The 25,839-nt window shown below is 45.5% G+C and carries 22 protein-coding genes; 12 read left to right on the plus strand and 10 right to left on the minus strand.

The window, feature by feature from the left end:
• Positions 1 to 455: 455 nt before the first annotated feature.
• Both L5L77_RS00790 and yegQ read right to left on the minus strand, forming a co-directional pair.
• Complete coding sequence (locus L5L77_RS00790) at positions 456 to 707, minus strand: YfhL family 4Fe-4S dicluster ferredoxin (RefSeq protein WP_006082676.1); 252 nt, start codon at positions 705 to 707, stop codon at positions 456 to 458.
• Between the two features lie 4 nt (positions 708 to 711).
• On the minus strand, positions 712 to 2,079 hold the full coding sequence (gene yegQ, locus L5L77_RS00795; RefSeq protein WP_263186067.1) for a tRNA 5-hydroxyuridine modification protein YegQ: 1,368 nt from the start codon (positions 2,077 to 2,079) through the stop codon (positions 712 to 714).
• Positions 2,080 to 2,407: 328 nt separating this feature from the next.
• On the opposite strand from yegQ, the gene L5L77_RS00800 reads away from it, so the two are divergent.
• Together L5L77_RS00800 and L5L77_RS00805 are read left to right on the plus strand one after the other, a co-directional pair.
• Positions 2,408 to 3,250, plus strand: coding sequence for an HDOD domain-containing protein (locus L5L77_RS00800; protein WP_131523262.1), 843 nt, complete (start codon positions 2,408 to 2,410; stop codon positions 3,248 to 3,250).
• Positions 3,251 to 3,340: 90 nt separating this feature from the next.
• Positions 3,341 to 4,834: a putative bifunctional diguanylate cyclase/phosphodiesterase gene (locus L5L77_RS00805; protein ID WP_263186107.1), complete on the plus strand. Its 1,494-nt coding sequence runs from the start codon at positions 3,341 to 3,343 to the stop codon at positions 4,832 to 4,834.
• Positions 4,835 to 5,043: 209 nt separating this feature from the next.
• On the opposite strand, the gene L5L77_RS00810 is transcribed toward L5L77_RS00805, so the two are convergent.
• Positions 5,044 to 5,475 (minus strand): thioesterase family protein, encoded by a 432-nt coding sequence (locus L5L77_RS00810; protein WP_263186068.1) that lies wholly within the window; start codon positions 5,473 to 5,475, stop codon positions 5,044 to 5,046.
• A 352-nt stretch (positions 5,476 to 5,827) separates the two neighbouring features.
• Between L5L77_RS00810 and L5L77_RS00815 the strand changes: the two genes are divergently transcribed.
• The gene (locus tag L5L77_RS00815) at positions 5,828 to 6,808 is read left to right on the plus strand and encodes a chemotaxis protein (protein WP_028761419.1); all 981 of its coding nucleotides are present in this window, start codon (positions 5,828 to 5,830) and stop codon (positions 6,806 to 6,808) included.
• 152 nt (positions 6,809 to 6,960) lie between these two features.
• Here L5L77_RS00815 and L5L77_RS00820 read toward each other — a convergent pair whose 3' ends face one another.
• Positions 6,961 to 8,217, minus strand: coding sequence for an adenylosuccinate synthase (locus L5L77_RS00820; protein WP_028761418.1), 1,257 nt, complete (start codon positions 8,215 to 8,217; stop codon positions 6,961 to 6,963).
• Positions 8,218 to 8,357: 140 nt separating this feature from the next.
• Here L5L77_RS00820 and L5L77_RS00825 point away from each other — a divergent pair, with 140 nt between their 5' ends.
• Positions 8,358 to 9,248 carry a LysR family transcriptional regulator gene (locus tag L5L77_RS00825; RefSeq protein ID WP_028761417.1) on the plus strand — a complete coding sequence of 297 codons (891 nt, stop codon included), beginning with the start codon at positions 8,358 to 8,360 and terminating at the stop codon, positions 9,246 to 9,248.
• Positions 9,249 to 9,276: 28 nt separating this feature from the next.
• Here L5L77_RS00825 and L5L77_RS00830 read toward each other — a convergent pair whose 3' ends face one another.
• Complete coding sequence (locus tag L5L77_RS00830) at positions 9,277 to 10,101, minus strand: substrate-binding periplasmic protein (RefSeq protein ID WP_263221803.1); 825 nt, start codon at positions 10,099 to 10,101, stop codon at positions 9,277 to 9,279.
• A 319-nt stretch (positions 10,102 to 10,420) separates the two neighbouring features.
• Positions 10,421 to 10,855: a PACE efflux transporter gene (locus tag L5L77_RS00835; protein ID WP_168822865.1), complete on the minus strand. Its 435-nt coding sequence runs from the start codon at positions 10,853 to 10,855 to the stop codon at positions 10,421 to 10,423.
• 90 nt (positions 10,856 to 10,945) lie between these two features.
• Here L5L77_RS00835 and L5L77_RS00840 point away from each other — a divergent pair, with 90 nt between their 5' ends.
• On the plus strand, positions 10,946 to 11,833 hold the full coding sequence (locus L5L77_RS00840; RefSeq protein WP_105251732.1) for a LysR family transcriptional regulator: 888 nt from the start codon (positions 10,946 to 10,948) through the stop codon (positions 11,831 to 11,833).
• Between the two features lie 93 nt (positions 11,834 to 11,926).
• Here the strand turns inward: L5L77_RS00840 and L5L77_RS00845 are convergent, their stop codons facing one another.
• Positions 11,927 to 12,550 carry a TetR/AcrR family transcriptional regulator gene (locus tag L5L77_RS00845; RefSeq protein ID WP_028761413.1) on the minus strand — a complete coding sequence of 208 codons (624 nt, stop codon included), beginning with the start codon at positions 12,548 to 12,550 and terminating at the stop codon, positions 11,927 to 11,929.
• 418 nt (positions 12,551 to 12,968) lie between these two features.
• Between L5L77_RS00845 and L5L77_RS00850 the strand changes: the two genes are divergently transcribed.
• The 6 genes from L5L77_RS00850 (at position 12,969) to L5L77_RS00875 (ending at position 22,227) form a co-directional block, all read left to right on the plus strand.
• On the plus strand, positions 12,969 to 14,207 hold the full coding sequence (locus L5L77_RS00850) for an efflux RND transporter periplasmic adaptor subunit (protein ID WP_263221806.1): 1,239 nt from the start codon (positions 12,969 to 12,971) through the stop codon (positions 14,205 to 14,207).
• Between the two features lie 13 nt (positions 14,208 to 14,220).
• Entirely contained in the window at positions 14,221 to 17,379 is a 3,159-nt protein-coding gene (locus L5L77_RS00855; RefSeq protein ID WP_263221808.1) for an efflux RND transporter permease subunit, read from the plus strand.
• Between the two features lie 443 nt (positions 17,380 to 17,822).
• On the plus strand, positions 17,823 to 18,500 hold the full coding sequence (locus tag L5L77_RS00860; RefSeq protein WP_173497526.1) for a methylamine utilization protein: 678 nt from the start codon (positions 17,823 to 17,825) through the stop codon (positions 18,498 to 18,500).
• Positions 18,490 to 20,796 (plus strand): GGDEF domain-containing phosphodiesterase, encoded by a 2,307-nt coding sequence (locus L5L77_RS00865; protein WP_263221811.1) that lies wholly within the window; start codon positions 18,490 to 18,492, stop codon positions 20,794 to 20,796. The genes L5L77_RS00860 and L5L77_RS00865 overlap by 11 nt, the downstream gene beginning before the upstream one ends.
• 76 nt (positions 20,797 to 20,872) lie before the next feature.
• Entirely contained in the window at positions 20,873 to 21,754 is an 882-nt protein-coding gene (locus tag L5L77_RS00870; protein WP_219251230.1) for a DUF3034 family protein, read from the plus strand.
• Positions 21,751 to 22,227 carry a group I truncated hemoglobin gene (locus tag L5L77_RS00875; protein ID WP_212599301.1) on the plus strand — a complete coding sequence of 159 codons (477 nt, stop codon included), beginning with the start codon at positions 21,751 to 21,753 and terminating at the stop codon, positions 22,225 to 22,227. Before L5L77_RS00870 ends, L5L77_RS00875 begins: the two co-directional genes overlap by 4 nt.
• Before the next feature lie 111 nt (positions 22,228 to 22,338).
• Here L5L77_RS00875 and L5L77_RS00880 read toward each other — a convergent pair whose 3' ends face one another.
• Positions 22,339 to 22,812 carry an NYN domain-containing protein gene (locus tag L5L77_RS00880; protein ID WP_006082658.1) on the minus strand — a complete coding sequence of 158 codons (474 nt, stop codon included), beginning with the start codon at positions 22,810 to 22,812 and terminating at the stop codon, positions 22,339 to 22,341.
• Positions 22,813 to 22,927: 115 nt separating this feature from the next.
• Entirely contained in the window at positions 22,928 to 23,788 is an 861-nt protein-coding gene (locus L5L77_RS00885) for an AraC family transcriptional regulator (RefSeq protein ID WP_263161984.1), read from the minus strand.
• A gap of 192 nt (positions 23,789 to 23,980) precedes the next feature.
• Here L5L77_RS00885 and L5L77_RS00890 point away from each other — a divergent pair, with 192 nt between their 5' ends.
• Positions 23,981 to 24,892 (plus strand): DMT family transporter, encoded by a 912-nt coding sequence (locus L5L77_RS00890; RefSeq protein ID WP_263186084.1) that lies wholly within the window; start codon positions 23,981 to 23,983, stop codon positions 24,890 to 24,892.
• Positions 24,893 to 24,967: 75 nt separating this feature from the next.
• Here the strand turns inward: L5L77_RS00890 and L5L77_RS00895 are convergent, their stop codons facing one another.
• Positions 24,968 to 25,735: an AraC family transcriptional regulator gene (locus tag L5L77_RS00895; RefSeq protein WP_263221816.1), complete on the minus strand. Its 768-nt coding sequence runs from the start codon at positions 25,733 to 25,735 to the stop codon at positions 24,968 to 24,970.
• Positions 25,736 to 25,839 lie beyond the last annotated feature (104 nt).

Below are 25,839 nucleotides of genomic sequence, written 5' to 3' on the forward strand. Positions count from 1 at the left end.
TCAACCTGCCCAGTTCGATGCTTAAGGTATATCTAATTCATAGGGTTGAAATGTAACACTTGATTTACAATTTGACCGTGGGTGACTTTTTACTTAGCTAAAGAGTGAGGTGTACAAATAAGCGTCAAAATAATAACTATTAGTCTATTAAAACAACCGAGTTTGTAAAAGTGGTGATTTATCAAGCGATATTTAGTCCGAATCATAAACTGTGAAGCAGCGATAAATTCCGTCTGCTACTTTTTTGACATTCACCGCTGAAAAGAAGTCAGTCTAAAGTAGTGTTTTGACTAATGCTGAGATAAAGGCTTGGATTTAAGCGATTTAAAGGTTTCTCATACCGTTAAATGCATCTTTATTGTGATTTTTTATGCGGCTTGTTTTGCGCAGGTTATGGCAGGTATTAGAGCAGATTTGACCGAGAGGCATTATAGCCACTCGGTCAGGTGACGTGATTAAGCTTTTTGCGTTAACACGGCAAATTTCACTAACAATTCGTCGTTAGATTCGACACGGTTTGGATCTGGGTCGATGCAATCAATGGGGCAGACAGACACGCAAGTCGGTTTGTCGTAGTGACCCACACATTCGGTGCAACGGTCTGGATCGATTTCATAGATCTCTTCGCCCATAGTGATGGCCTGATTAGGACATTCAGGTTCACACATGTCGCAATTGATGCAGCTATCGTCGATCAGTAGTGCCATGATCTTAACCTAGTTCATGTGGGTTGCGAGTATCCTGACCTTGGGGCAAGTTACGCAGCAAAATACCGTGACTCAAATCGACTTCTTTCGGCACGGGTAGATACACAGTGTGCCCAGAACCTAAGCCTGCTTCAACTGCTTCAGCTTTGCGATTTTCGAGTTGTTCAATCGTCAAACTGATATTGCCTTGCGGTGTCATCAGTTCAACACTGTCGCCAACGGAGAACTTGTTTTTTACTTCAATTTCGGCCAATCCTGCAAGATTACGTTTGCCCGTCAGTTCACCTACAAATTGTTGGGTGTCACTAACTGAGTAGCCATAGTCATAATTTTGGTATTCATCATGGACATGGCGACGTAAAAAGCCTTCGGTATAACCACGGTGGGCTAGGCCTTCTAATTGATTCATTAGGCTGCGGTCGAAATCTTTACCCGATGAAGCATCTTCAATCGCGCGGCGATAAAGTTGTGCGGTACGGGCAACGTAATAGAAGGACTTAGTGCGGCCTTCAATTTTGAGCGAGTCTATGCCCATTTTAGTCAGGCGCTCAACGTGCTGAATGGCCCGTAAGTCTTTAGAGTTCATGATATAAGTGCCGTGCTCATCTTCGAAGGCGGGCATGTATTCGCCGGGGCGATTGGCTTCCTGTAGTAGGTAAATTTTATCTGTGGGAGCGCCTGCGCCTAAGGTCGTTGGCGTTTCAATTTGCACCGCATTTGGCATGGCAATGATGTCACCGCTGTCATTTTGCTGGGCTTCGTGTACATCGTATTTCCAGCGACAAGCATTAGTGCAGGTGCCTTGGTTAGGATCGCGTTTGTTGATATAACCCGAGAGTAAACAACGGCCTGAATACGCCATACACAGGGCGCCATGCACAAACACTTCAAGCTCGATATCTGGGCAGCGCTGACGAATTTCTTCGATTTCATCTAAGGACAATTCGCGTGACAGGATCACGCGTTTGATGCCTTGGGTTTGCCAAAACTTTACCGAGGCCCAGTTGATGGCATTCGCTTGCACGGATAAATGCACCACTTGATCAGGAAACGCTTCACGCACCATCATGATTAAACCTGGATCGGACATGATCAGTGCGTCAGGCTTCATCGCCACAACGGGTTCCATGTCCTTGATATAGGTTTTTAGCTTGGCATTGTGGGGCGCGATATTGCTCACCACATACAGCTTTTTACCGAGTGCATGGGCTTCTTCAATCCCAGTGGCAAGGTTTTCCATTTTAAAGTCATTGTTACGTACCCTTAGACTATATCTTGGCTGACCGGCATACACTGCATCTGCGCCATAGGCAAAGGCGTAGCGCATGTTCTTTAAGGTTCCAGCTGGAGACAGCAGCTCAGGTTTAAACATAATCACTCTCAAATGGGTTAATAAATGACGCGGTGCGCGGGGGCGGCATTTTACACAATGAAAGTAGGGGTATGCAAATTGCCTTAGTTAACTTTAGCAGTACTTCACATTTTACGAATATAGTGAGTTTTACTTAGATCGACTGGAGCGGAATATTTCAACTTGAGTGATGATTGAGGTCGATGATCAAGACAGATAAGTAAGGCAAAATTGATAACGCAATCATACAAATTATTAACGTCTGCTGTTTTTTCTACGCATCTAATGACAGCCAACTGATATACTCCAACAATCCAATGTTGATGTTTACAGATTGATGGGAGTTAAGATGTCTACCGAACATCTACTGTTAGTCAGTTTATTAAAAAAACTAAAAGACGATGCCTTAGTACTACCGACCTTGCCTGAAGTGGCGATGCGGGTGCAAGAAGTGGTTGGACGCTCCGATGCGAGCCTTAAACAAGTGGCTGAAGTGATCGGCCAAGATGCAGCGATTTCTGCGCGTATTATTAAGGTCGCTAACAGCGCGCTATATAGCCGAGGCGTGCCAGCTGAAAGTATCAACAGTGCGGTTTCTCGTATTGGGTTAATCCAGATTAAAAGCATTGCCACTTCGGTGGCGATGGAGCAATTATTCATTTCCACCAATGAAATGGTGTGGGAAGTCATGGACGAAGTGTGGCGTACCTCAATCGATGTAACTGCTGCGTCTTGTGCCATGCTGCAGATGTACAATAAGCGCCATTCAACCAGTCGGTTAAATTTTGATACCTTAACCTTAGCTGGACTCGTGCATAACATTGGCGCCTTACCTGTATTGACAGAAGCGGAGGCGCATCCCCATTTATTCACTAGCATTGATCAATTACGCGCGCTCGTACGTAAAATGCAAGGGCCTTTGGGTCGTGCTGTTTTGAAAAGTTGGGATTTCTCTACCGAAGTGATGGAAGTGGTTGAGCGTTGGGCTGATTTACCTTATCTACCCGATCATGTCACCTATCTCGACTTTATCCGTGCAGCGGCCTTTTATACTGGTGAATTGCGAGCGGGCACTGAACTAGAGCAACGTCTCGGTGTGTTTGTCGCCCGAGGATTACCTGTGACGACCGATGATTTAGCCAGTGATGAGTTTATGGATAAATTCCATTCAATTAGAGAAAGTTACCAATAATCGTTAGGCCTAAATGGAATTCAAATGGCGCTGATATCTTTTATCGTGTCATTTGAGAAAAAGCTTACGTGGTATGGCAGAGGCCAAGGTATGTTCGTAATCGGGTTAGTTGTCGCTTCTCTTATTTTATTGATATTTTCATTGTATATCCTGCAGGCAAAATACAGATCTTTACGGTCGCAGCAAAAATTTTTAGCACAGCTTTGTACCCAGCTAGAGCAGCAAAAGGTTGAACGCCAAGCTTTAGACATTGGCATCGTCCCTCTAGCGTTTGTTCCTCTCTACCATACTTTAAATGAATTATTAAAGGCGTTACCGGCAAGTGTGGGTAAGGATAAGCTAACAGGACTTGTTAATCGTGTCGGCTTGAAACGTACTCTTACTGGCATGATGCCGCTGACTCAAGGGACATTAGTGCTAATTGATATTTATCGATTTCGCTATGTGAATGATCTCTTTGGTTTTGTGTTTGGCGATATCCTGCTGAAGCAATTTGCCGAACGCTTAAACAGCTTAAGTTTATCCCCGAGATTAATCGCACGCCTCAATGGTGATGAATTTTGTTTATATTACGAGCAAGCGTTGACTGAGGAGCAATTAGTCCACTTAAGAGGGCGGTTGCAAGTGCCTTTTAGCATTAAGAACACACCCGTCAGCGTTAAGCTTCAAATCGGCTGTCTGCATTTACAAGAACATCACGCCGACACGAGTCAGATGCTACGTCGAGTCGATTTGGCGCTGAAGAAAGCCCGCCATTCTCGTAGCGCGATTGCTTACTATGCCCAAAATGATGATATTCGTCAGTTAAGGGAACTGAAAATTATCGATAGTTTGCCTAAAGGTTTGCAACGTAATCAAGTATATATGGTGTATCAAGCTAAACAGGATATTGCCACGGGTCGATGTTTTCAGGTTGAAGCCTTAATGCGTTGGGAGCATGACGAACTCGGGATTATTTCTCCGGGAGAATTTATTCCCTTAGCCGAATATGCTGGCATGATTGATTTAGTCAGCCAATGGGCACTCGATCAGGTTTTAGCACAGCAGGCAAAATGGCGTGCGGCGGGGATACAATTGTGTGTTGCAGTTAACCTGTCGACACGGGACCTTGACAGTGAAACCTTACCCCAAGAAATTGCTGCAAGATTAGCCTATTACCAGCTCCCACCCGAATCTTTGATGATCGAAATTACTGAAAGCACTTTAATGGCGGATTTAACTAAGGCGGTCGAGACGTTAGGAAAGATACGTGCCTTAGGGGTTAGACTTGCAATTGATGATTTTGGTACGGGTCATTCTTCCTTAGCTTATTTAAAGCATTTACCCGTTAATGAAGTCAAAATCGATAAAGCCTTTTTAAAGGATCTGGAGCAGGATAAACCGTCGGAATACATCCTTGAAGCCAGTATTAATATTGCCAAAAAACTCGGCTATGAGGTAACTGTTGAAGGAATTGAAACGCTTGAGATTAGAGATAGGTTAGTGGCTATGGGGGTTGATACTATACAAGGCATGTATTACGCGAAGCCTATGAGTGCCGCCGAACTCGAAATGAACTGGGCCCAACTACATAATACAATCTAAACCTTGTGCTCATTAAATTAAGCGCTCGTTAAATCAAATGCTCGTTAAATCAAATGCTCGTCAAATCAAGAGTATTAAGGCTTGCTGTCGAGCCTTAATACTGTCCAGTTATCGTTATTTGTGTTGTACTTTTTTGAGTGATTTTTTGTTACCTTTGCTTATGTCGAAATAAGCTCAGTAAATCGCGCGTGTACTTGTATGTAAGAGTATTAGCTTTGTTCGCTTGAAAGAAAACCCTGACTTAAGACGGCGATTAACTCTGCCGGCATAGGCGCTAATTGGCGGGCTTGATTCATACACACCATTTCAATGGTTGCCGTAACAGCTGGCTTTTTACCTTGTGGGCGCCAAATCTCCTGTAGCCACACAGTGCGATACTTGCTCTCAAAGTAAAATTTAGTCCGTACATCGATAATATCGGCAAATTCAACCCCCTCATGACATAGCATATCGCTACGATACACAGCAAAACCCAGTTGGTTTTGTTGCCATAATGCACTTAAACGCTCAGCACCAATCACATGCTCACGGGCTCGCTCGAAGTATTTTAAAAAGTTGGGGTGATACACCACGCCAGAAAAATCAGTATCTTCATAGTAGATTTGCACTGGGAAAGAAAAGGTCGGGCTAAATTGCGGCATGGGGTACGGCTATTCTAGATAGTTTTATTGCGCAATAGTTTAGCGGCTTATCTCTTAAAACAAAACCTCTAATGCGGAGAGACAAAAGCGCTGTTAAAGGAAATGTGCAGACTACTTTAGGTCGGCAACGGCGATGCTTAATCTGGCCATGATTGACAATGTGACTACTGAAATAGTCATTAGATTCGATTATGGGACGCTTTTCTGCTTATAGATAAAATGCTTGTTACCCAAAAAATATCACGCTAATCAGGCAGTAAAATCACACTATCGTGCCTAATTCATTAATCCCTTCCTATACTGATAACTGCAATCCCTTTCTTACGTTGATTTGCTAGGTTGAGAGCTTTATATGAGCGAAATTAAAAAATCAGAAATATTGACAGAGAGTGGCACAAATGAACTCGAAATTATTGAGTTTCATCTACATAAGACACTTCCTAACGGTGGCCATAAGGTGTGCCATTACGGTATTAATGTCGCCAAAGTGAGAGAAGTGATTAGGGTGCCAGAAACGTCAGATTATCCCAATGCCCAGCGGCACATGGTTGGGGTGTTCTCGCTGCGAGAAAAGTTGATCCCTTTGGTCGATCTAGCCGGATGGCTCGGAATATCGACACCTGAGGATTTAACCCACAAAGTGGTCATAGTGACTGATTTTAATAAGATGATTAATGGGTTCTTAATCGATAGTGTTCGTAGCATCCATAGAGTGTCGTGGGAGCAAGTTGAATCGCCGAGTCAATTTTTAGAAGCGGGTGAAAATGATTGTGTCGTTGCCGTAGTGCGCCGTGATGGCATGCTCATTATGATATTGGATTTTGAGAAGATTATTGCCGATATCAATCCTGAACTGAGTATGGATAAGTACGATGTCACGCTCGATAGAAGTGTACTGATCAATGATAAAATGCTGGCGAAACGTGAAGCGAAAACGATTTTAATTGTCGATGATTCCGCTTTTATTCGTAAGATGATCGAAAATACCCTTCGCAGCGCAGGTTACAACATTATCACAGCCAAAGATGGTGGTGATGCCCTTGAAATGCTAATGGAATTTGAGAATCTTGCTGACCAAGATAATGCTTCTATTTCTGATTTTGTCAGCGCCATTATTACGGATGTTGAGATGCCTCGCATGGATGGCATGCATTTGGTGAAACGCTTAAGAGAATCCAAGGCGTATCGACAAATGCCAATTGTGATGTTTTCCTCTTTAATGAGTGAAGATAACCGCGCAAAGGCGATGGCATTAGGTGCTAACGATACCATTACTAAACCAGAAATTGGTCGTATGGTCGGTATGATAGATAAATACGTATTCGAAGAGTAATGCCATTTCATTTAGTGGCGATATTTGAATATGGGGTATTCGAGTCATCGCTATCAACGTCTTGAGTGCTTCTTTAATGACAAACCATATCAAAGTAAAAAGCCATATTCACCGAGGCGAATATGGCTTTTTTGTAGGGTAAACGTTGTTTACTAGCGAATGATCATTTGATCGCGCTCTGGTCCAACAGAAACCATGCTAACGCGTACACCCATTAAGTCTTCAATACGTTCAACATATTGTTGTGCGGCGACTGGCAGGCTTTCGAAGGTGCGACAACCAGTAATATCTTCGCTCCAGCTTGGCATTTGCTCATACACTGGGCTTAACGCAGCAGTTTGTGGCCAAATTGGGTTCTCAGTGTGTTCACCAGCATAGGCAACACAGATTTTCAGATCTTTCATGCCAGAAAGACAATCAATCTTAGTCAGGGCAATTTCGGTTGCTGCTTGTAGCTCAACACCATTACGGGTGGCAACAGCGTCGAAGTAACCCATGTCACGTGGACGGCCTGTCGTTGCACCAAACTCGTTGGCATTTTCGCGGAAGGCGTCTTGCTCTTCCATTGCGGTCACTAAGGTGCCAGTGCCTACTGATGAGCTAAAGGCTTTCGCGACAGCAATTACGCGCTCTGGACGCAGAGCTGGTAAACCGCTGCCGATACCCGCGTAAGCCGCAGTCACGTTTGAAGATGTGGTATAAGGATATTCGCCGTAGACTAAGTCGCGGCCAGCACCTAATTGCGCTTCAAACAGTAAGCTCGCATCTTGTTTTTGTAATGCTTTTAATGGCTCTGTCACGTTACAAATAAATGGACGCCAAGGTGCCGTCACTTCTAATAACCATGCGGTCATTTCGGCGGCGGTTTGATTAAAATCGCAACTTGGATAAAGTGCTTTTAACTGCGGTAATTTCCAGTCGAGCATAAATTGAATGCGCTCTTGCAGCACTTCAGGTTGGTTTAACCAACCGACTAAAATGCCTTTTTTCATCACGCGATCGCCATAGGCTGGCGCAATCCCTTGACGGGTTGAACCATAGGCGAGGTCGCCAAGACGTTGTTCTTCTAAGGTATCTTCTAATGCATGTAGAGGTAAGCACAGGGTAGCACGGTCAGAAATGCATAATTTGACTTCTATGCCAGCCGCTTGCACTTCAGCAATTTCTACACTGAGTTTTTCAGGGCTGATCACCATGCCAGGGCCTAAAACTGCAACGCAGTTAGGGTTGAAAATGCCACTCGGTAATTGGTGTAATTTAAAGGTGCCATAGTCGTTGACGACGGTATGGCCAGCGTTGTTACCACCTTGAAAGCGAATACTGGCAGCGGCATCCGCGGCTAAATAATCTACGATGCGGCCTTTGCCTTCATCACCCCAATTTGCACCCACAACCACGATCGACGGCATAACAACATCTCCTCATTGATTAAGACGCTATGCTAGACCCGTCATTTGAATAAGAGAAATTAATTATGGTTATCATCCCAATAAGAATTTCATATATCATTGGCTATCATTAACTCTAATACTTTGCAAAAGGTGGCGTTATGCTCGATATCCATTGGTTAAAGACCTTCGTGACTTTGGCTGAATACAAGCATTTTGGGAAAGCGGCCACAGCGCTGCACATGACGCAGCCCAATGTTAGCTTGCATATTAAGCAGTTAGAGCAAAGCACTCGAGTCAAGCTGATTGACCGTAATCCCTTTCGATTAACGCAAGCGGGATTTCGCCTGTTAGAGAGCAGTCAGAAGACGTTAATGGAGCTGCAAATTTGTCAGGCGGATCTCAATGCGATTAATGACCTTAGCCAAGGCACCTTGACCATTGCCGCCAGCGACATTATCTCGCGGTTATTGTTGATCCAGCCGTTTCAGCTTTTTAAGGCGGAGTTTCCGGGAATAGATTTCTCACTGCTCAACACAACCTCATCACAAGCCTCTGAATTGGTGAAAAATGCCGAGGCAGATTTAGGGTTTGTGATTGCGCAGAAGGAAAGTCAGCCACTGCATTTTACTGAGCTACAACAGATTAAATGGTGTGCAATCGGAGATAATTTACAGCAATGGCAGCAGGCAAAACCCTCTGTGGATACGCCCTTAGCCGAGCAACCGACGTTGATTTTATTAGGACACGATACGCGAACCCGCGAATTGTTAGATCCCGCATTACCGTCGCTGAACTTATCGAATTACAGAATAATGGAAGTCGGTAGTGTTGACGCGCAAATCGATTGGGCTGAGGCGGGATTTGGTGTGGCTATCGTACCGGAGTTTTCGGTTTACACTAAGGCGAATCTCACCACTAAAGTCACTCCTCTACCGCAATTCCCTACAACGAGTTTAGGTTATATTGTGCGCCAGAATCAGATCCTGTCGAAGGCTATTAAGCAGCTGTTATATTGGGTGAATCAAGAGATCATTCGCTCGCAGCGGTAATCTATCATTCGCTCGTAGTAATAGGCGATTAGTCAGCGACTAAGAGCAGTTTGTCGTATTGGCCTGTGGCTTTTAGCTGTGATAAGCCAGCGTCGAGTTGGGTCGCTAAGGTTTGTGCTTGCGGATTTCCTTTCGAGAAGGCCAAAAAAATATCGCTGCTGTGGTTAGCAAATGCAGGAATAATCTCATCATCTACCCCCATTTTTTTCAGGTTTTCCTTCGCGACTAAGTCGAACATCAAGGCGGCATCTATGCGACCAATCAACAATAAATTGATGAGCTGTTGTTGGTTGGCGACGGTGACGATATTGAGCTGTTGCTGTTTAACTAATGCGGGAAACTCATCGCCATATTCATAGCTTTTAATCACGCCGATAACGGTGCCTTTAGGTAGAGCCCATTTATTGTCTGCCAGAATAGGTTTTTGTTTCTTTTGATAAAAAGAAGCCGTGGCGATAAATAATGGGGTGTTTCCAAAGATGAAGCGTTGCTCAGTACTGTTCTCGCGGGTGACGTTAAACACCCCATCAACTGCACCTTTTTCCGCCATCATTAAGGCGCGGGAGTAGGGCACAACTAAGCTATTCACTTCAATATGCGACTGTTTAAATGCGGCTTGGATTAAACGATGGGAAATACCTTGACCAAACTGATTGGCGAAAGGTGGCCAACTGTCTTCTGCGGCTAAGGTTATGGCTTGAGGTTGCGATTCTGCTGGTATTGCATTACTTTCTTTAGCGAGTGCCATGTTGCAAATAATGGATACGAGCAATAAAACGATGCTAAGTATCAATGCTGACGGCAAATTTAATGCCTGCTGCATCCTGAGCCTCATTCTGTTCCCTGCACGCATTTTGCTTCCATCTCCCCGCTTAATATATGGCTTTTATAGCATAAAGAATTATATCTAGACTAATGATTTGAATATTAATTACTGATAGTTAGTCCTTTTGTGATGTTTATAGGATATTTCAACAACCTCAGTTTACTGTGTGCGGGTCTATTATTTTTATGTACTGTGTTTAAGGGGGATTTTACGCTGGGCAACACATGAACTGGCTTAGCTTTCTTGCTAAGTAGAAGAAATTGAAATGGATAAGCTGCCATCAAACGAATCGCTAAATTGTTTAGTGAGGTTCGTTTGATGGTGATGTGTGTTGATCTTAGCTGCGCTATTTGACCTTAGTGGCTTGCATAGTAATCCAAGTCTTATAGGGCTGATACTTGTCATAGCACCAATGGAATAGGGTGCTGTAGAAGAAGAAAAAGATCAAAAAAACCGCTTCTAAGCCCATGGCTGCCAACCAACCTATCTGTAGAAACCAGGCGATGGTCGGTATGCTAATGAAAATAAGTCCCCCTTCAAATCCAAAGGTATGCAGTATTCTGGTTTTCAAAGTGCGTTGCTCTCGATTTGCCCCAAATACCCTGTCGAATCCTAGGTTGTAGAAGTAGTTCCATACCACGGTATAAAGACTCAAAGCGATACCAACTATGACAAGTTCACTGGTTCCCTTGCCTGATATAAGGGCAGAAACGGGGATAATAATAGCGAGTGCAATCGCTTCAAAGAGTAAGGCGTTAAAGATACGTTCTGTCGTTTTCATGGCTATTTCCCATTCATTTAATGTGACTATGGCCATGATTTTATCTAGTATAGGGATAAGTTATAGTTAGATAGTATCGGTAAAAGCGATATGTTTAGTCTCGAACAACTCGAAGCCTTTATGGAAACCGTAGAATCGGGTTCATTTTCGAATGCTGCAAGGCAACTTAAGAAAGCACAATCCGTGATTAGCCAGCATGTGATGAATCTTGAAATTGACTGTGGGGTTGAGTTATTTGACCGTTCGGGTCGTTATCCTGTATTAACGGCCGAAGGTAGTAAATTACTGCCCTACGCAAGAGCGACGATTCTTCAACATCGTAGGCTCAAACATACCGCCTTATCGCTCTTTAGTAGTCAATCTTCAGAAGTGTGCCTTGCGATGGATGAAGGCATTCCGATACAGAGAATATCTGAAATTATTCGGTTGTTAGAAGGTGATTTCCCTAATATCGAACTCGAGTTTCTCAGTGCCTCAAGTATAGATATTATCGACATGGTGCATTCGGGAAGAGCATCTACAGGATTGATTTTTAGTGAATTATCTATGCCAAGTAGTATAGATTTTGAGAGTATTGGGGTGATTCAATTCGATCTTTATGTGGCGAGTTCGCATCCCTTAGCAAAATCAGTTGCACCGAACATGGACTCATTGCGACTGTATCGACAATTACTCATCCGCTCACGGAATACTAAAACCAGTAGTTTTCAGCAGGCGTTCAGTCCTGATGTTTGGTATGCCGATAACTATTACGTGTTATTGGAGCTCGCATTACAGGGCCATGGTTGGTGTCTATTGCCCGAGCATATGGCGTCCAATTTAGTTTCATCGGGTAACTTAACTCGCGTCCCCATAGAATTTGAGCAGATAGGCTGGCATGCAAACGTCGATGTGATCCAGCATCAAGATAAAAGCAGCCTGCCATTATTGAAACGACTCAGGCAACTGTTTAGAGAACTCTTGGTTGGACAGAAATAAATGGTTGGACAGAAATAAAGCAAAGCATAAATAAAACCCCAGTTAAGTGAGTACTCTACTGGGGTTTAGTTTTTGTGGATCAGGATTTGTGAATCAGGATTCATCATTACGCGGAAAGTTAGCCAGCACTAGCTCGGCCACTTTGCGCAGTTCATTCGGGCAAATTCCACTGGTCGCTTGTACGGCCATACCTTGCAATACAGTGCCTATATAACGGGCAAGCAGCAAGGGATCGGCGTCAGCGGGCAAATCACCTTCATCTTTGGCGCGTTGCAGTCGTTCGCACAGGGCTATTTCACCGTCGCGGCGACGATTAATCAAAGTGTCTTTAATCGCTTGCCCTGCTTCACTACAGGTGAGTGCCCCTTGAACAATCAAACATCCCTGTGGATGGCTTTTATCCACCAAAGAGCTTGCCGCACCGAGTAGCATTGACTCGATAACCTGATAGGCGGTTTTCTGTTCCAGTGCCGGGTAGAAAAACGCACAGGGGCGCTGTTCATACAATTCTATCGCTTTGAGAAATAACTGTTCTTTATTACCGAAAGCGGCATAAAGGCTAGGTTTATTAATGCCCATAGCTTGGGTGAGATCGGTTAACGATGTACCTTCAAAACCTTTGAGCCAGAAGACTTCTAAGGCTTTTGCTAATGCATCGTCAGTGTCAAAAGCTCGTGGGCGACCAACACAGGGCGTCTGGGTGACGGTTGACATCATTAGGCTCCTCAATTCTCAATTGCCCCTAGGATAGACATGGGTTTAGTCCCTGTCCAGCCACACTTGCTACCTATGACGGACTTAGGGGGATATGTCTACTTAGTCATTCAAGGTGTCACCTAAGTTCAGCATGTTATCTGCGTTAGTCAGTGTTTGCTTCAATATTCATCAAAATGCTTTGCCGTTCAAACTCGTAGCCTTTTGCCTCTGGACGCATTGTATGCCTAGGGTAAGTGCACACTTTTAATTAAATACCGTTCGGTACATAAATTTGTTGACAGCATCATTTTACGCTATATATTACCGTCCAGTACAGAATATTTTTTACCAATCGGTATTTAATTGGTTTGGTTTGTAACACAGCTGCATGTGTGTGGTTCGAACAGCGTGAAATGCCCGCCACTTTGAGGATAGTAATATGATGAGTAACAAACCTTTACGAATAATGATGTTAACGGCTGTGGCTGCTTTCGTCCTTTCAGCTTGTGGTGAGCAAACTGCGCAGCAGGGACCTGCACCGAGTGCACCTAAGGTGGATGTCGCTCAGGTATTGCATGAGCGAGTCACCGAATGGGATGAGTTTACCGGTCGTTTACAGGCGCCAGAAAGTGTCACCCTTATCCCGCGGGTGTCGGGCTATATCGACTCAGTAAATTTTAAAGAAGGCGCCTTAGTGAAAAAAGGCGAAGTGTTATTTCGCATCGATCCAAGCGTGTTTGAAGTGGAAGTGGCCCGGTTAAAAGCAGATCTTGCTAGCGCACTCTCTGCTGAGCAACTGGCCACTAATGATTTTGAACGGGCATATAAGTTATTTGACCAAAAGGCGGTCTCGGCCGAATTACTCGATACCCGTGAGTCGAATAAACGTCAGACTGCAGCCGCAGTCGCTTCGGTGAAAGCAGCACTCATGCGCGCCGAGCTTGATTTAGCTTATACCCAAGTGCAAGCGCCGATTGATGGCCGCGTATCCTACGCTAACGTCACTGCGGGTAACTATGTCACCGCAGGGCAGAGTGTGCTGACCAGCTTAGTCTCTACCGCCAGCATGTATGCCTATTTTGATGTGGACGAGCAAACCTACCTTAAATACGTGAAGTTAACCGCGCAGAACAAACGTAACGATCCCCGTGCTGGCGATAATCCTGTTTACATGGCTTTAGCCAATGAGCGCGATTATCACCATATTGGCATGGTCGACTTTGTGGATAATGCGATGGATAAGCAGACGGGTACTATTCGAGTGCGTGCGACTTTTAACAATGAAGACAATAACCTATTGCCAGGCTTGTTTGCGCGTCTTCGTACTGCGGGCAGTGGCGCCTATGAGGGGATCTTGATCGACGATAAAGCCGTTGGCACAGATCTCAATAATAAGTTTGTGCTGGTCGTCGGTCATGATGGCACGGTCGAATATCGCGGCGTGACCTTAGGCGAAAAGGTCCAAGGACTGCGTATAGTGACCCAAGGCTTGATGGCCGAAGACAAGATCGTCGTCAATGGTATGCAACGCATACGCCCTAAGATGCAAATTGAGCCAAACATAGTGGACATGGTCGACAGCGACAAGCTCGAGGCGCTACGCCAAGCCCAGTTAATACTCGATAAAAATCAAGATCATTTGACGGCGCAAGCGGTCGAAACGGCGAGCCGCGGTTAAGGAATAACACACTATGTTGTCGCAATTTTTCATTAAAAGACCGATATTTGCAGCCGTACTGTCATTGCTGTTTCTTATCACGGGGGCGATTGCCGTTTGGCAGTTGCCTATTACCGAATATCCAGAGGTAGTGCCGCCAACGGTAGTGGTCACTGCTAATTATCCTGGCGCAAATCCTAAAGTGATTGCCGAAACCGTGGCTTCACCGCTGGAGCAGGAAATTAACGGCGTCGAAGAAATGTTGTATATGTCATCGCAGGCGACGTCCGATGGACGCATGACCTTGACTATCACTTTTGCGATTGGCACTGACGTGGATAAGGCTCAAACCCAAGTGCAGAGCCGAGTCGATCGCGCTATGCCCCGTCTGCCGCAGGAAGTGCAACGTCTTGGTATTGTTACTGAAAAATCATCGCCAGACTTGACCATGGTGGTGCATTTGTTATCGCCGGATAACCGTTACGACATGTTGTATCTGTCTAACTATGCGGCGTTAAACGTTAAAGACGAGCTCGCACGGATTAACGGTGTGGGCGCGGTACGTTTGTTTGGCGCCGGCGAATACAGCCTGCGAATTTGGCTCGACCCGAATAAAGTCTCGGCTCTGGGTTTATCGCCAGCGGACATTATTGCCGCCGTGCGCGAGCAAAACCAACAGGCAGCAGCGGGCAGTTTAGGCGCGCAGCCCAGTGGCAGTGCTGACTTTCAACTTTTGATTAACGTTAAAGGTCGTTTAACTGAACTGTCTGAATTTGAAGATATCATTATCAAAGTTGGTCAGAATGCTGAGGTGATCCGCCTTAAAGATGTCGCGCGGGTGGAACTCGGGGCAACGAGTTATGCGCTGCGCTCTTTACTCGATAATAAGGATGCGGTCGCTATTCCTGTATTCCAAGCATCGGGCTCTAACGCGATTCAGATTTCCGACGATGTGCGCGCCAAAATGGCAGAGCTGTCTAAAGGATTCCCTGAAGGACTCGAATACGAAATCGTTTACGACCCAACAGTGTTCGTGCGTGGCTCGATTGAAGCTGTGGTAAAAACCCTGCTCGAAGCCGTGTTACTGGTGGTGTTAGTGGTGGTACTGTTCCTGCAAACTTGGCGCGCATCGATTATTCCGCTGGTGGCCGTGCCTGTGTCTTTGGTCGGTACCTTTGCCTTTATGCATTTGCTCGGTTTCTCGTTAAATGCCTTGTCGCTATTCGGGCTGGTGCTCGCCATCGGGATTGTGGTTGACGATGCCATCGTCGTGGTCGAAAACGTCGAGCGTAATATTGCCGCAGGATTAAGCCCAGTTGCGGCAACACAAAAGGCGATGAAGGAAGTGACAGGCCCGATTGTGGCAACCACCTTAGTGCTGGCGGCGGTGTTTATTCCAACGGCCTTTATGAGCGGTTTAACTGGGCAGTTCTATAAACAGTTTGCCTTGACTATTACTATCTCGACCTTTATCTCGGCGATTAACTCACTGACCTTAAGTCCGGCATTATCGGCGCTGTTACTCAAGAGTCATGATGCACCTAAGGACGGCTTAACCCGTCTAATGGATAAGTTGTTTGGTGCTTGGTTATTTGTGCCTTTTAATCGTTTATTTAACCGTGCATCCGATGGTTATGGCTGGTTAGTGCGTAAGGTGATCCGTTTTGGCGGCATTATTGGCCTAGTGTATTTAGGCATGGTGGCGTTAACGGGTGTGCAATTTGCCAATACACCAACGGGTTATGTACCCGGCCAAGATAAACAGTATTTAGTGGCCTTTGCTCAGTTGCCCGATGCGGCATCCCTTGAACGTACGGATAGTGTGATCAAGAAGATGTCTGAGATTGCGCTAAATCACCCCGGAGTAGCGCACTCGATTGCCTTCCCTGGCCTTAGCATCAACGGTTTTACCAATAGTCCTAACTCCGGCGTAGTGTTTGTTGCGCTCGATGATTTTGACTCTCGTACTAGTCCTGAACTGTCGGCTAATGCCATTGCAGGACAATTGAATCAGCAATTTGCTGCTATTCAAGACGCGTTTATTGCCATCTTCCCGCCGCCACCTGTGCAAGGCCTCGGCACTATAGGAGGGTTCCGTCTGCAAATTCAAGACAGAGCCAACCTTGGTTATGAGGCCTTGTATCAGGTGACCCAACAAGTGATGTACAAGGCGTGGGCCGATCCTCAGTTAGCTGGCGTTTTCTCTAGCTATCAAGTGAATGTGCCACAACTTGAACTGGATATCGATCGGACTAAAGCGAAACAGCAGGCAGTGTCGCTCGATCAAATCTTCCAGACATTACAAACCTATATGGGCTCGACCTATGTCAATGATTTCAATCGTTTCGGTCGAACCTATCAGGTGAATATGCAAGCCGACGAGGCGTTCCGTCAAAGTCCGCAACAGATAAGTCAGCTAAAGGTGCCGAATCTGAATGGTGACATGATCCCGCTAGGTTCGTTCATCAACGTCAGCCAAAGTTCAGGCCCAGACAGAGTGATGCACTATAACGGTTTCACGACCGCTGAAATCAACGGTGGTCCAGCGCTCGGAGTGAGTACAGGCCAAGCGCAGGCGGCGATTGAGAAAATTTTGGCTGAAACCTTACCTAATGGTATGACTTATGAGTGGACCGAGCTGACCTATCAGCAAATTCTCGCGGGCAATACGGGTCTTTTGGTTTTCCCGCTGGTGATCATCTTAGTGTTTATGGTGCTAGCCGCCCAGTACGAGAGCTTAAGCTTGCCATTGGCGATTATCTTAATCATCCCAATGACCTTACTTTCAGCCCTCAGTGGTGTGCTGATTTACGGTGGGGATAATAACATCTTCACCCAAATTGGCCTGATAGTGCTGGTGGGGCTGGCGACTAAGAACGCTATCTTGATTGTCGAGTTTGCAAAGGAGAAACAAGACCATGGTATGGCACCTATGGAGGCGATATTAGAGGCAGCAAGATTACGTTTACGTCCTATCTTGATGACATCTATCGCCTTTATTATGGGAGTGGTGCCTATGGTGTTCTCCACTGGCGCGGGCGCCGAGATGCGCCAAGCCATGGGGGTGGCAGTATTCGCCGGTATGATTGGGGTGACTGTATTTGGTCTTATCCTAACGCCGCTGTTTTACTATGCCTTAGCAAAGAGAGGCGGTAAAAAAGCCGATGAGCATAAAGAGATAACAGTCGGTTAAGCTTGTTTTCTAGTTGAAAAATACATGAAAGGTCTACATTGAGTAGGCCTTTTTTGTTTATTCACGGCGAGAGCGATTAGATTTGACTATCTTTAGCTGGGGTTAATTAACATTAGGTCAATTGATGTTTAGTGATGGTATTGCTCGCCAGATTAAAACTAAAACCAGAAATGAGGAATATCGTTGGTATTTTCTGGATCATCAATAAGAAACAATGAATAACTATTACCGGACCATTCTGTTAGCTTATAACTTATTGCCACTTGAGCGCGTCATTATCACAGTATGATTAGAATGGTTACTGTTTTACGACTTTTCTATATAATTTGATGATTATTCAATACATTAGTAATGTACAATGCTAGATGAATCTAGATCGTTTTTTTACGCAGAACTCAGCTAAGGTACTTGTTGGCCTTGCATCACTATGCCCGAGGTAACGGATGATCCTATATCGCGTTTTATATGCGTTAGTACTTTGCGTTTTGATCTATTTCACGCCTCAAGTCATGGCTGCTGAACTCAATATTAATGTAGTAGATCTGCAACAACAGGCCATTGCCGATACTGTCGTGGAGCTGATCCCTGCAGTGATGCCCGATAATGCGATACCTGTCGAACATTATGAAATGTCGCAAAAAAATCGAACCTTTATCCCCTTTGTACTGGCGGTGCCTAAAGGTGCAAAGGTGGATTTCCCCAACTTAGATCGTACTCGCCACCATGTGTATTCTTTTTCAGAAGCTAAACCTTTCGAACTTAAATTGTATGTGGGTCAGGCCGAAGCGCCGATTCAGTTTGATAAACCCGGTTTGGTCGCGCTTGGCTGTAATATTCACGATTATATGCAGGCATTTATCTATGTGGCAGATAGCCCTATTGTCGCGGTGACGGACGAAAAAGGTGAGATCCAGTTTAAGGGACTTATCGCCGGTCAATATAAAGTTAAGCGCTGGCATCCATGGCAGAAGGCGGCATCAGACCCAACGGATTTACTGATAGTTAATGGTCCTAATCAACTCAGTCTGTCCTTAGACATTGAGCGTCAAGCTAAACCGTCGGCTCCGCCGTCGGGATTTGGTCACTACGATTCTGAAGGTAAGCCATTACATGCTAAATAGTTTTCGCGCTCGGCTGATTTTAGTTTTCTTTATTGTGCTGACGTTAGTGCAATTTGCCACGGCATTTTCCGTGTTGACAGCGACCGAAAAAGATAACTTTTTACAGCAACAGAAAAGCCTCGATATTGGCGCGAATGTGTTTCTCGAAGTGTTATCGAATCGCGGTATTCAGCTCAGTCAAAGTTTGTCCGTACTCAGTGCCGATTTTGGTTTTAAGCGCGCGATTGCTACTGGTGAGCAAGAAACCATTGAGTCAGTGTTATCTAATCACGGCTCTCGTATTGGTGCCGACGCCGCTGTATTGTTATCACCTAAAGGGGAGCTCTTGACCTCGAGTTTGCCCGGACTCACTCAGGATGATATTCAATCCTTATTTAATATGACCACCAGCAATCATAATGCGTTAGCTATCCTTAATTTTGATCATGCTAGCTATCAGTTTGTGCTGCAGCCGGTGAAGGCGCCGACCTTAATCGCTTGGGTTGGCATGGGTTTTTTATTGGATGAGAAGGTCGCCCAACAAGCTAAAGCTATTACGGGCATCGATGTGAGTTTTGTCAATCAGGCAACGGGCCGCACTGAAATAGCTTCAACCTTATCAGATAATGAAAAGTTAAGCGTAATTGAGCAGGCGAGCTTATTGCCTAGCTTGCTGAAAATGCCTAGTGAAAGTATTCCCGTAGATCATCTGTCTATGGGCATCAAACTTTATGATCACAACGGCAGCCAATTAGCGCTACTACACCAATCAAACCTCAAGTGGCAGCAAAGTTATCAGCAACTACGCAATAATATGCTGCTGATTTTTGCTTTGACCTTAGCACTGGCGATTGCGATTGCGATTTGGTTGTCGGGCAGTTTGACTGAACCCGTGCATCAACTTGTGAATTATGCCCGCAAAATCGGTCAAGGTAAGCAGCCTGCCAATATTCAAGGTGCGCCAGCAGAGCTGAGGGTGTTGGCCAAGAGTTTGTCCTTAATGCGCGATGATATTGAAGCGCGGGAAAAGGATTTAGTCTACCAATCTCGCCACGATAGCTTGACAGGTTTACTCAATCGTTTTGCCGCAAAACAGCATTTGGCGGATCTTAACGATAAATTATCCGGTGCTATGGTGTTGTTAGATATTAAACATTTCCGCCATATCAACGATATTATTGGTTTTGCCAATGCCGATACTTTGTTACTGCTTTTTGCTCGTCGCCTAGAGCAATTAGCACCCACTCCGGATTTACTGGCGCGTTTAGACGGTGACTCATTTTTACTTCTGTATAGTCAAGGTATTCGCCCCGAACATTTACTGAAGTCATTGGATATGTTGGAGTCACCTTTTCCAATCCAAGGCTCAAACATTTCTCTTACCGTGCGGGCGGGATTACTCGAAATCGATGGTAATGGTGCTGATATCGATGTGTTAGTGCGCCGCGCCGAAATTGCCCTCAATCAAGCCTGTCTCGAAGAGCAACGTATTGTCAGTTATCGTCAAGGCGCCGATGAAAAGTATCAGCGTGAGCTGACGATTATCCGTGATTTGCCTATAGGTTTAGCGCAAAACCAATTGTATTTAGTGTTCCAACCTAAAGTGGATTTACGCCTAAACCAGTGCACTGGCGTCGAGGCATTGATCCGTTGGCAACATCCTACGCTAGGGTTTATTCCGCCCGATGAATTTATCCAACTGGCTGAAAATTCAGGCAACATTGATATTGTTAGCCAGTGGGTATTGAAGCAGGCAATTCAGCAATTAGTGACATGGCAGCGGCGGGGTATAGTGCTAAAACTGGCTATTAACCTGTCGGCCCATGATTTAGTCGATACTCGCTTACCGAATCAAATCGCCATTTTACTGAAAGACAATAATCTGCCAAGCGGTGCACTCTGTATCGAAGTCACTGAAGGCGCCGTGATGAAAGATGCACAGACTGTGGTGAGTGTATTACAGCGATTCCGTGACATGGGCGTGTCTGTTGCCATTGATGATTTTGGCACAGGTCATTCATCATTAGCCTATTTGAAAATTTTACCCGTTAATGAAGTGAAAATTGATCGCAGCTTTATCAAAGACATGCTCACGGATAGCCAAGATGTGATGATAGTCGATACGAGTATTAAATTGATCCATGGCTTAGGTTTTACCGTAGTAGCCGAAGGCGTTGAAGAACAAGAAGGTGTTGAGATATTGCGCAATCTTGATTGCGATATCATTCAAGGTTACGTGTTTTCGAAACCCTTAAAAGCGGCTGAATTTGATCTGTGGTTCGAGGCGTTTAACCATCCAAATACCTCTGATACATAAGCGCGTTTACTCAAGTCAATATGCAAAGACGCTAGACTAACGAGTCATCGTCGAAAGAATTAGAGCGGAGCATCAAGTGAACATTTCCATAAATGCATTGAAGTTGAATTCATTAACTTGGAATTATGTTAAGGCTTTGTTTTGCCTATTTTTACTATTGGGCACTGTTCCTACGTTTGCTGAAGGTAGCCGTGTGGTCGGGACTGGCGGCGGGACGATGATTGAAGGCAGTGCTGGCGGTGGCATAGTGCCATGGGCCGTGATCAACGGTTATGGTAGTAGCGGTGAATGGTCGGCAACGGCGATGGCGACGGGTGTCTATGTCGATGATTTTACGCTGAAAGTGATCGGTGCTTCTTTGAGTTTTGATAATCGATTCGAGCTGAGCGTTGCGCGGCAAACCTTTGATTTGGATACTATGGGCGGCGAGTTAGGCCAAGATATCTTCGGCGTAAAATACAAGCTTGCCGGAGAGCTGCTTTATACGGCTATGCCGCAAATTACCTTAGGTGCCCAGTATAAAAGAGTCGATGACTTTGCGATTCCTCAGGCGGTTGGGGCGCGGGATGATTGGGGTTTAGATGTATATGTTGCTGCCAGCAAAGTATTTTTTGATGCGGTAGCGGGACGAAATGTATTACTTAATGGGACCGTGCGTGTGACCAAGGCGAATCAAACGGGTTTATTGGGTTTTGGTACTCAAGCCAATCATGATTACCAGTTTGTGCTCGAAGCCTCTGCCGCGGTATTGCTGACGGATAATGTGGCACTGGGTATCGAATATCGCCAGAAACCCGATGAGTTAGCTTTTGCCCGTGAGGATGATTGGCAAGATGTGTTTTTAGCGTGGTTTATCAATAAGCATCTTTCCGTGGTTACGGCCTATGCGAATTTGGGCAGCATAGCGGGTTTTGACGATCAGCAAGGTTGGTATGTGTCGCTGGAGGGGGCGTTATGAGGCGTTTACGGGTGAAGTTAATACCTTTCGTCGCAGTGTTTTTTTTCACTGGCTGTGCGGTGCAAACGACCGAAACCTCAGCATCACAAACTCACTCGAGTCATCAAACCGCAAGCCATCAAACCTTATACCAAGATTTAGGAGGTAACGCAGGCGTATCGGCGATAGTCGATGGTTTGCTGGCACGTATTGCCACAGATCCACGCATAGTGCATCACTTTCAAGAGACTGATATTGCGTTATTTCGTGAGCGTGCCATTGAACATTTCTGTCTGGTTGCCGATGGCGGCTGCGTGTATCACGGCGAAAGTATGCAGCACAGCCATAGAGGCTTGAATATTACTCAAGCGGATTTCGATGCCTTAGTCGGCCATTTGATTGAATCGATGAAAGAGCAACATATTCCGCTATCGACCCGTAATGCCTTTCTAAAACGCCTCGCCCCTATGTATACGGATATTACCTATCAGTGATTTGCTTCATCTTTAAAGTAGAAGCTCAACATAGCGTCTCTACATTGAGGGCGAAAGAGTGAATGAGTCAGATACGGTAGCGTGATGGATAGGCGCATTTTTGTCTTGTGACTAGAGCAATAACGCCTCATCTATGGGATGGAACTGGCTCGCTGCATCCCTTAAGGATTTAGCCGTTAGGGTAGGGACGCCATACACTTGGGTTTCAACCCCATACTTTTGATGAATTTTTTGCAGTAATAAATCGAAATCGCCATCCCCAGACAGCAAGATCACTGTATCCACTTCACTCGCCGCTTCCATAATATCTATGGTGATCCCCACGTCCCAATCGCCTTTGGCTGAGCCATCGCTACGCTGAATAAACGGTTTTAACTTCACCTCAAAACCTATGTGCTTTAGTGCATCTTGAAATTTCAATTGCCCATCGTCGCCCTTATGGATGGCATAAGCCACGGCCAATGCTATATCACCTTCATAACCTAAGTGCTGCCACAGTTTACGATAATTAAATTGGCGACCATAGGCTTCGCGGCAGGTGTAATAGATGTTTTGTACATCGACAAATAAAGCGATTTTTTTCAAGGCGTTTTCCAGCGGCTAGGGGATTAAGGGCACTATAGCATATCGAGGCAATGGGGTTTTCAAGGATGTTAGAGTGTTGGGTTCAGCCGTCGAGATGGTGAACCCAAAGCGTATGTTAGCTTCTATGGTATTTTTGATATTCGCCCGGTGACATGCCGCTGAGCTTTTTAAAGTAGCGGCCCATGTGGCTTTGATTAGCGAAGCCATTATTGAGGGCGATATCGGTCAAGGATTGCGTTGAATGACTCAAGCTTTGTTTGACCTTTTCGATGCGCACTTGTAGCAAATACTCCTGCGGCGTCATCGCAAATTGGCATTTAAACATGCGACAAAAATGGTACTCGCTAAGTTGGGCGAGCTCGGCCAACTCAGACAAGTAAATTTGCCGATGGGAATGGCAATGAATAAATTCTTTGATCGCTTTGGCCACTTTAGGTGCGAGTCCGCCCTTAATTGGCCCAACCGACAAATTAAAGCCGGAACTTTGCAGCAAAGTCACCAGCACAGTGTCGGTTACCTGTTCCATCATCAGATGGTGATCACTCGTCTGCCAATCGAGTCCAGCAACTTGGTGCCGAAACAGCGCCTCTAATCTCGGATTATCGACAAAGGTCAACTCAGGTAAACGCACTTGGCGTGGATCTTTATCAAAGACTCGCACCGCCAATTTTTTAAGATGTTCATCGCTAAAATACAAATGCATAAACTGCTGCGGTTGTCCCAGTTGCCAATGGCTTTGGCAGCCTTGGGGCATAAGGCAAAACTTACTGGGCGCGCCATAGTCGGCCTTGATATCGGTTCTGTGGGTTTCGTAGCCGCCATCCAGATACATGCTCAGCGTATGTTGTGCATCATTTTGGTAATACAGACGTTCGCCCGCATTTTGATAATGGGCCCAAGATAAATCCTCCGTAATCGCTTGTTTACGAATACAGGTCTTGGCGGATTTATCAAAACTGATGTATTTGGGCTCCATGGGTTCCTAGTGATCTCACTGGCTAAGTGTTTTGTCTGTCCAAATTATCGCACTTATTAATGCGGCTCAACGTTCGCTCGCGATTAAAACCGCAATATCGTGTTATGACCCACAAGATGGTGACATAAGGACGAAACCCATCGCTGTATAGTTCGTCTCATTAAGTATTTTATGAAGGTGAGGGGGCTCATTATGGCAGCTGTGATGTATTTGCTGATGATTTTTGTGTGGGGTTTTTCGTGGATTGCCATTAAGTGGCAGCACGGTGAGGTGGCGACAGAAGTCTCGATTTTTTATCGCTTCGCGATAGCAAGCCTGTTGATGTTCGCCATCGGCTTTGCCTTTAACAAGCTGCAAGCGGTAAAGCTTAGGCAGCATCCTTGGTTTGCACTGCAAGGCGTGTGTCTATTTTGTTTGAACTTTATCGCGTTCTATACCGCAACCCATTATATCGCCAGCGGTTTAACGGCGGTGATTATGGCCACTGCCCCCATTTTTAATGCGATACATGGCCGCATTTTTTACGGTACGCCAACTAGTCGTAATTTTTGGTTAGGCGTCGGTGTCGGTCTGGGGGGCATTAGCTTACTCTTTGGTGCCGATTTGCTCGCGACTCAGTGGTCACAAAATTTAGTGTGGGGCTTATTGTTTTCGCTGTTAGGTACGTGGTTTTTCTCGATTGGTAACATGATCAGTATGCGCAACTCGCGCGATAATATGTCGCCCTTTACCTCAACAGCCTATGCCATGTGCTATGGCAGTGCGGCGTTACTGCTCATCATCTGGTTTAAAGATTTAAGCTTTAGTTTACCGCTGACAACCAGCTATCTTGGCAGCTTGTTTTACTTAGCTGTTATCGCCTCAGTGATTGGCTTTACCGCTTATTTGATCTTGGTTGAGCGAATTGGCGCTAATGCCGCTGCGTATCTGTTGGTGATAACCCCTGTGGTGGCGTTAAGTGTATCGAGTGTGTTTGAGGATTATCAGTGGACTTGGTATTCAAGCGTGGGACTCTTGCTGGTCGCGCTCGGAAACATGTTAACGCGCCGTCAAAAACCGCTTGTTTGGTTTAAGTCTTCTGCCACGCCAGCGGTGAAAGCTTAACGTCGCAGCTAGCGTCATGAAAGTGCATATGAGACAAGGCTCGATTCGACGATTGTAAGTCAGGCGAGCCAGTACTTATTTGAAATATTGTGCCGGTGTGGTGCCAGTATATTGCTTAAAAAAGCTGATAAAGGCACTGTCGCTGGAAAATTGTAAATTAAAGCCCACCTGCGCCACCGAGGTTCCCGTTGCTAATTGTTCTATGGCCGCAAGTAAGCGCCATTGCTGGCGCCAGGCTTGATAAGCCATGCCCGTCTGCGCGCTAAAAATGCGGCTAATTGTGCGTTCACTGGCACCGATTTCTACTGCCATATCCTTAAGATTGGCTGGCGGTTTCTGGTGTTGCTGCAGTTGCGCTAGCCAGGTTGTTAAACGTTTATCCTGTGGGAGGGGTAAAGCCAGATTTTCTTCCGTGGCATTGCCCAATTCTTCGCAGAGCAGCAAAAAGACATTGTATTGAGTGCTTCTTGGTTTGTCCCAAGGCCAAAACGACATAGTGTCGATTAAGGCTTTGAGTAGCGGATTTACATGGAAAATAGTGACTTTATCGGGCAATAAAGTGACGGTTTCTGGTTCAAAGTAGAGTGAGCGATAGGCAACCACATTACGCATGGTGACGCTGTGCTTAACGCCAGCTGGCAACCAAGCCGCACGCGTTGGCGGTAACACCATTTGAGTATCGGCTAGGGTGAATCTCATCACGCCTGTGGGGGCGTAGAGCAGTTGCGCCTTCCTGTGGTGATGTATTCCCGAGTCGTGTTCGCCCATATCGGCGGCAATGCCAATAACCAGATTATCCAGCAGATCTGGATTAAATAGTTGTTCGGGTTGAATAAAGGCCATCTTGTCCTATTTTTGATGTTTTTTGTCTAAGTGTTGTTAGTTGTCACATTTGGATTTTATCTATACTGCGCCATCTTTTACAAGTATGGAGTGACATTTCGGTA

The sequence above is a fragment of the Shewanella sp. SM29 genome (assembly GCF_025654245.1).
Classification (GTDB): domain Bacteria; phylum Pseudomonadota; class Gammaproteobacteria; order Enterobacterales; family Shewanellaceae; genus Shewanella; species Shewanella oncorhynchi.

Excerpts from the sequence above, each read along its gene's own strand:
- L5L77_RS00790 (WP_006082676.1), bottom strand. The coding sequence starts at position 707 with ATGGCACTACTGATCGACGATAGCTGCATCAATTGCGACATGTGTGAA.
- yegQ (WP_263186067.1), bottom strand. The coding sequence starts at position 2,079 with ATGTTTAAACCTGAGCTGCTGTCTCCAGCTGGAACCTTAAAGAACATG.
- L5L77_RS00800 (WP_131523262.1), top strand. The coding sequence starts at position 2,408 with ATGTCTACCGAACATCTACTGTTAGTCAGTTTATTAAAAAAACTAAAA.
- L5L77_RS00805 (WP_263186107.1), top strand. The coding sequence starts at position 3,341 with ATGTTCGTAATCGGGTTAGTTGTCGCTTCTCTTATTTTATTGATATTT.
- L5L77_RS00810 (WP_263186068.1), bottom strand. The coding sequence starts at position 5,475 with ATGCCGCAATTTAGCCCGACCTTTTCTTTCCCAGTGCAAATCTACTAT.
- L5L77_RS00815 (WP_028761419.1), top strand. The coding sequence starts at position 5,828 with ATGAGCGAAATTAAAAAATCAGAAATATTGACAGAGAGTGGCACAAAT.
- L5L77_RS00820 (WP_028761418.1), bottom strand. The coding sequence starts at position 8,217 with ATGCCGTCGATCGTGGTTGTGGGTGCAAATTGGGGTGATGAAGGCAAA.
- L5L77_RS00825 (WP_028761417.1), top strand. The coding sequence starts at position 8,358 with ATGCTCGATATCCATTGGTTAAAGACCTTCGTGACTTTGGCTGAATAC.
- L5L77_RS00830 (WP_263221803.1), bottom strand. The coding sequence starts at position 10,101 with ATGCGTGCAGGGAACAGAATGAGGCTCAGGATGCAGCAGGCATTAAAT.
- L5L77_RS00835 (WP_168822865.1), bottom strand. The coding sequence starts at position 10,855 with ATGAAAACGACAGAACGTATCTTTAACGCCTTACTCTTTGAAGCGATT.
- L5L77_RS00840 (WP_105251732.1), top strand. The coding sequence starts at position 10,946 with ATGTTTAGTCTCGAACAACTCGAAGCCTTTATGGAAACCGTAGAATCG.
- L5L77_RS00845 (WP_028761413.1), bottom strand. The coding sequence starts at position 12,550 with ATGATGTCAACCGTCACCCAGACGCCCTGTGTTGGTCGCCCACGAGCT.
- L5L77_RS00850 (WP_263221806.1), top strand. The coding sequence starts at position 12,969 with ATGATGAGTAACAAACCTTTACGAATAATGATGTTAACGGCTGTGGCT.
- L5L77_RS00855 (WP_263221808.1), top strand. The coding sequence starts at position 14,221 with ATGTTGTCGCAATTTTTCATTAAAAGACCGATATTTGCAGCCGTACTG.
- L5L77_RS00860 (WP_173497526.1), top strand. The coding sequence starts at position 17,823 with ATGATCCTATATCGCGTTTTATATGCGTTAGTACTTTGCGTTTTGATC.
- L5L77_RS00865 (WP_263221811.1), top strand. The coding sequence starts at position 18,490 with ATGCTAAATAGTTTTCGCGCTCGGCTGATTTTAGTTTTCTTTATTGTG.
- L5L77_RS00875 (WP_212599301.1), top strand. The coding sequence starts at position 21,751 with ATGAGGCGTTTACGGGTGAAGTTAATACCTTTCGTCGCAGTGTTTTTT.
- L5L77_RS00885 (WP_263161984.1), bottom strand. The coding sequence starts at position 23,788 with ATGGAGCCCAAATACATCAGTTTTGATAAATCCGCCAAGACCTGTATT.
- L5L77_RS00890 (WP_263186084.1), top strand. The coding sequence starts at position 23,981 with ATGGCAGCTGTGATGTATTTGCTGATGATTTTTGTGTGGGGTTTTTCG.
- L5L77_RS00895 (WP_263221816.1), bottom strand. The coding sequence starts at position 25,735 with ATGGCCTTTATTCAACCCGAACAACTATTTAATCCAGATCTGCTGGAT.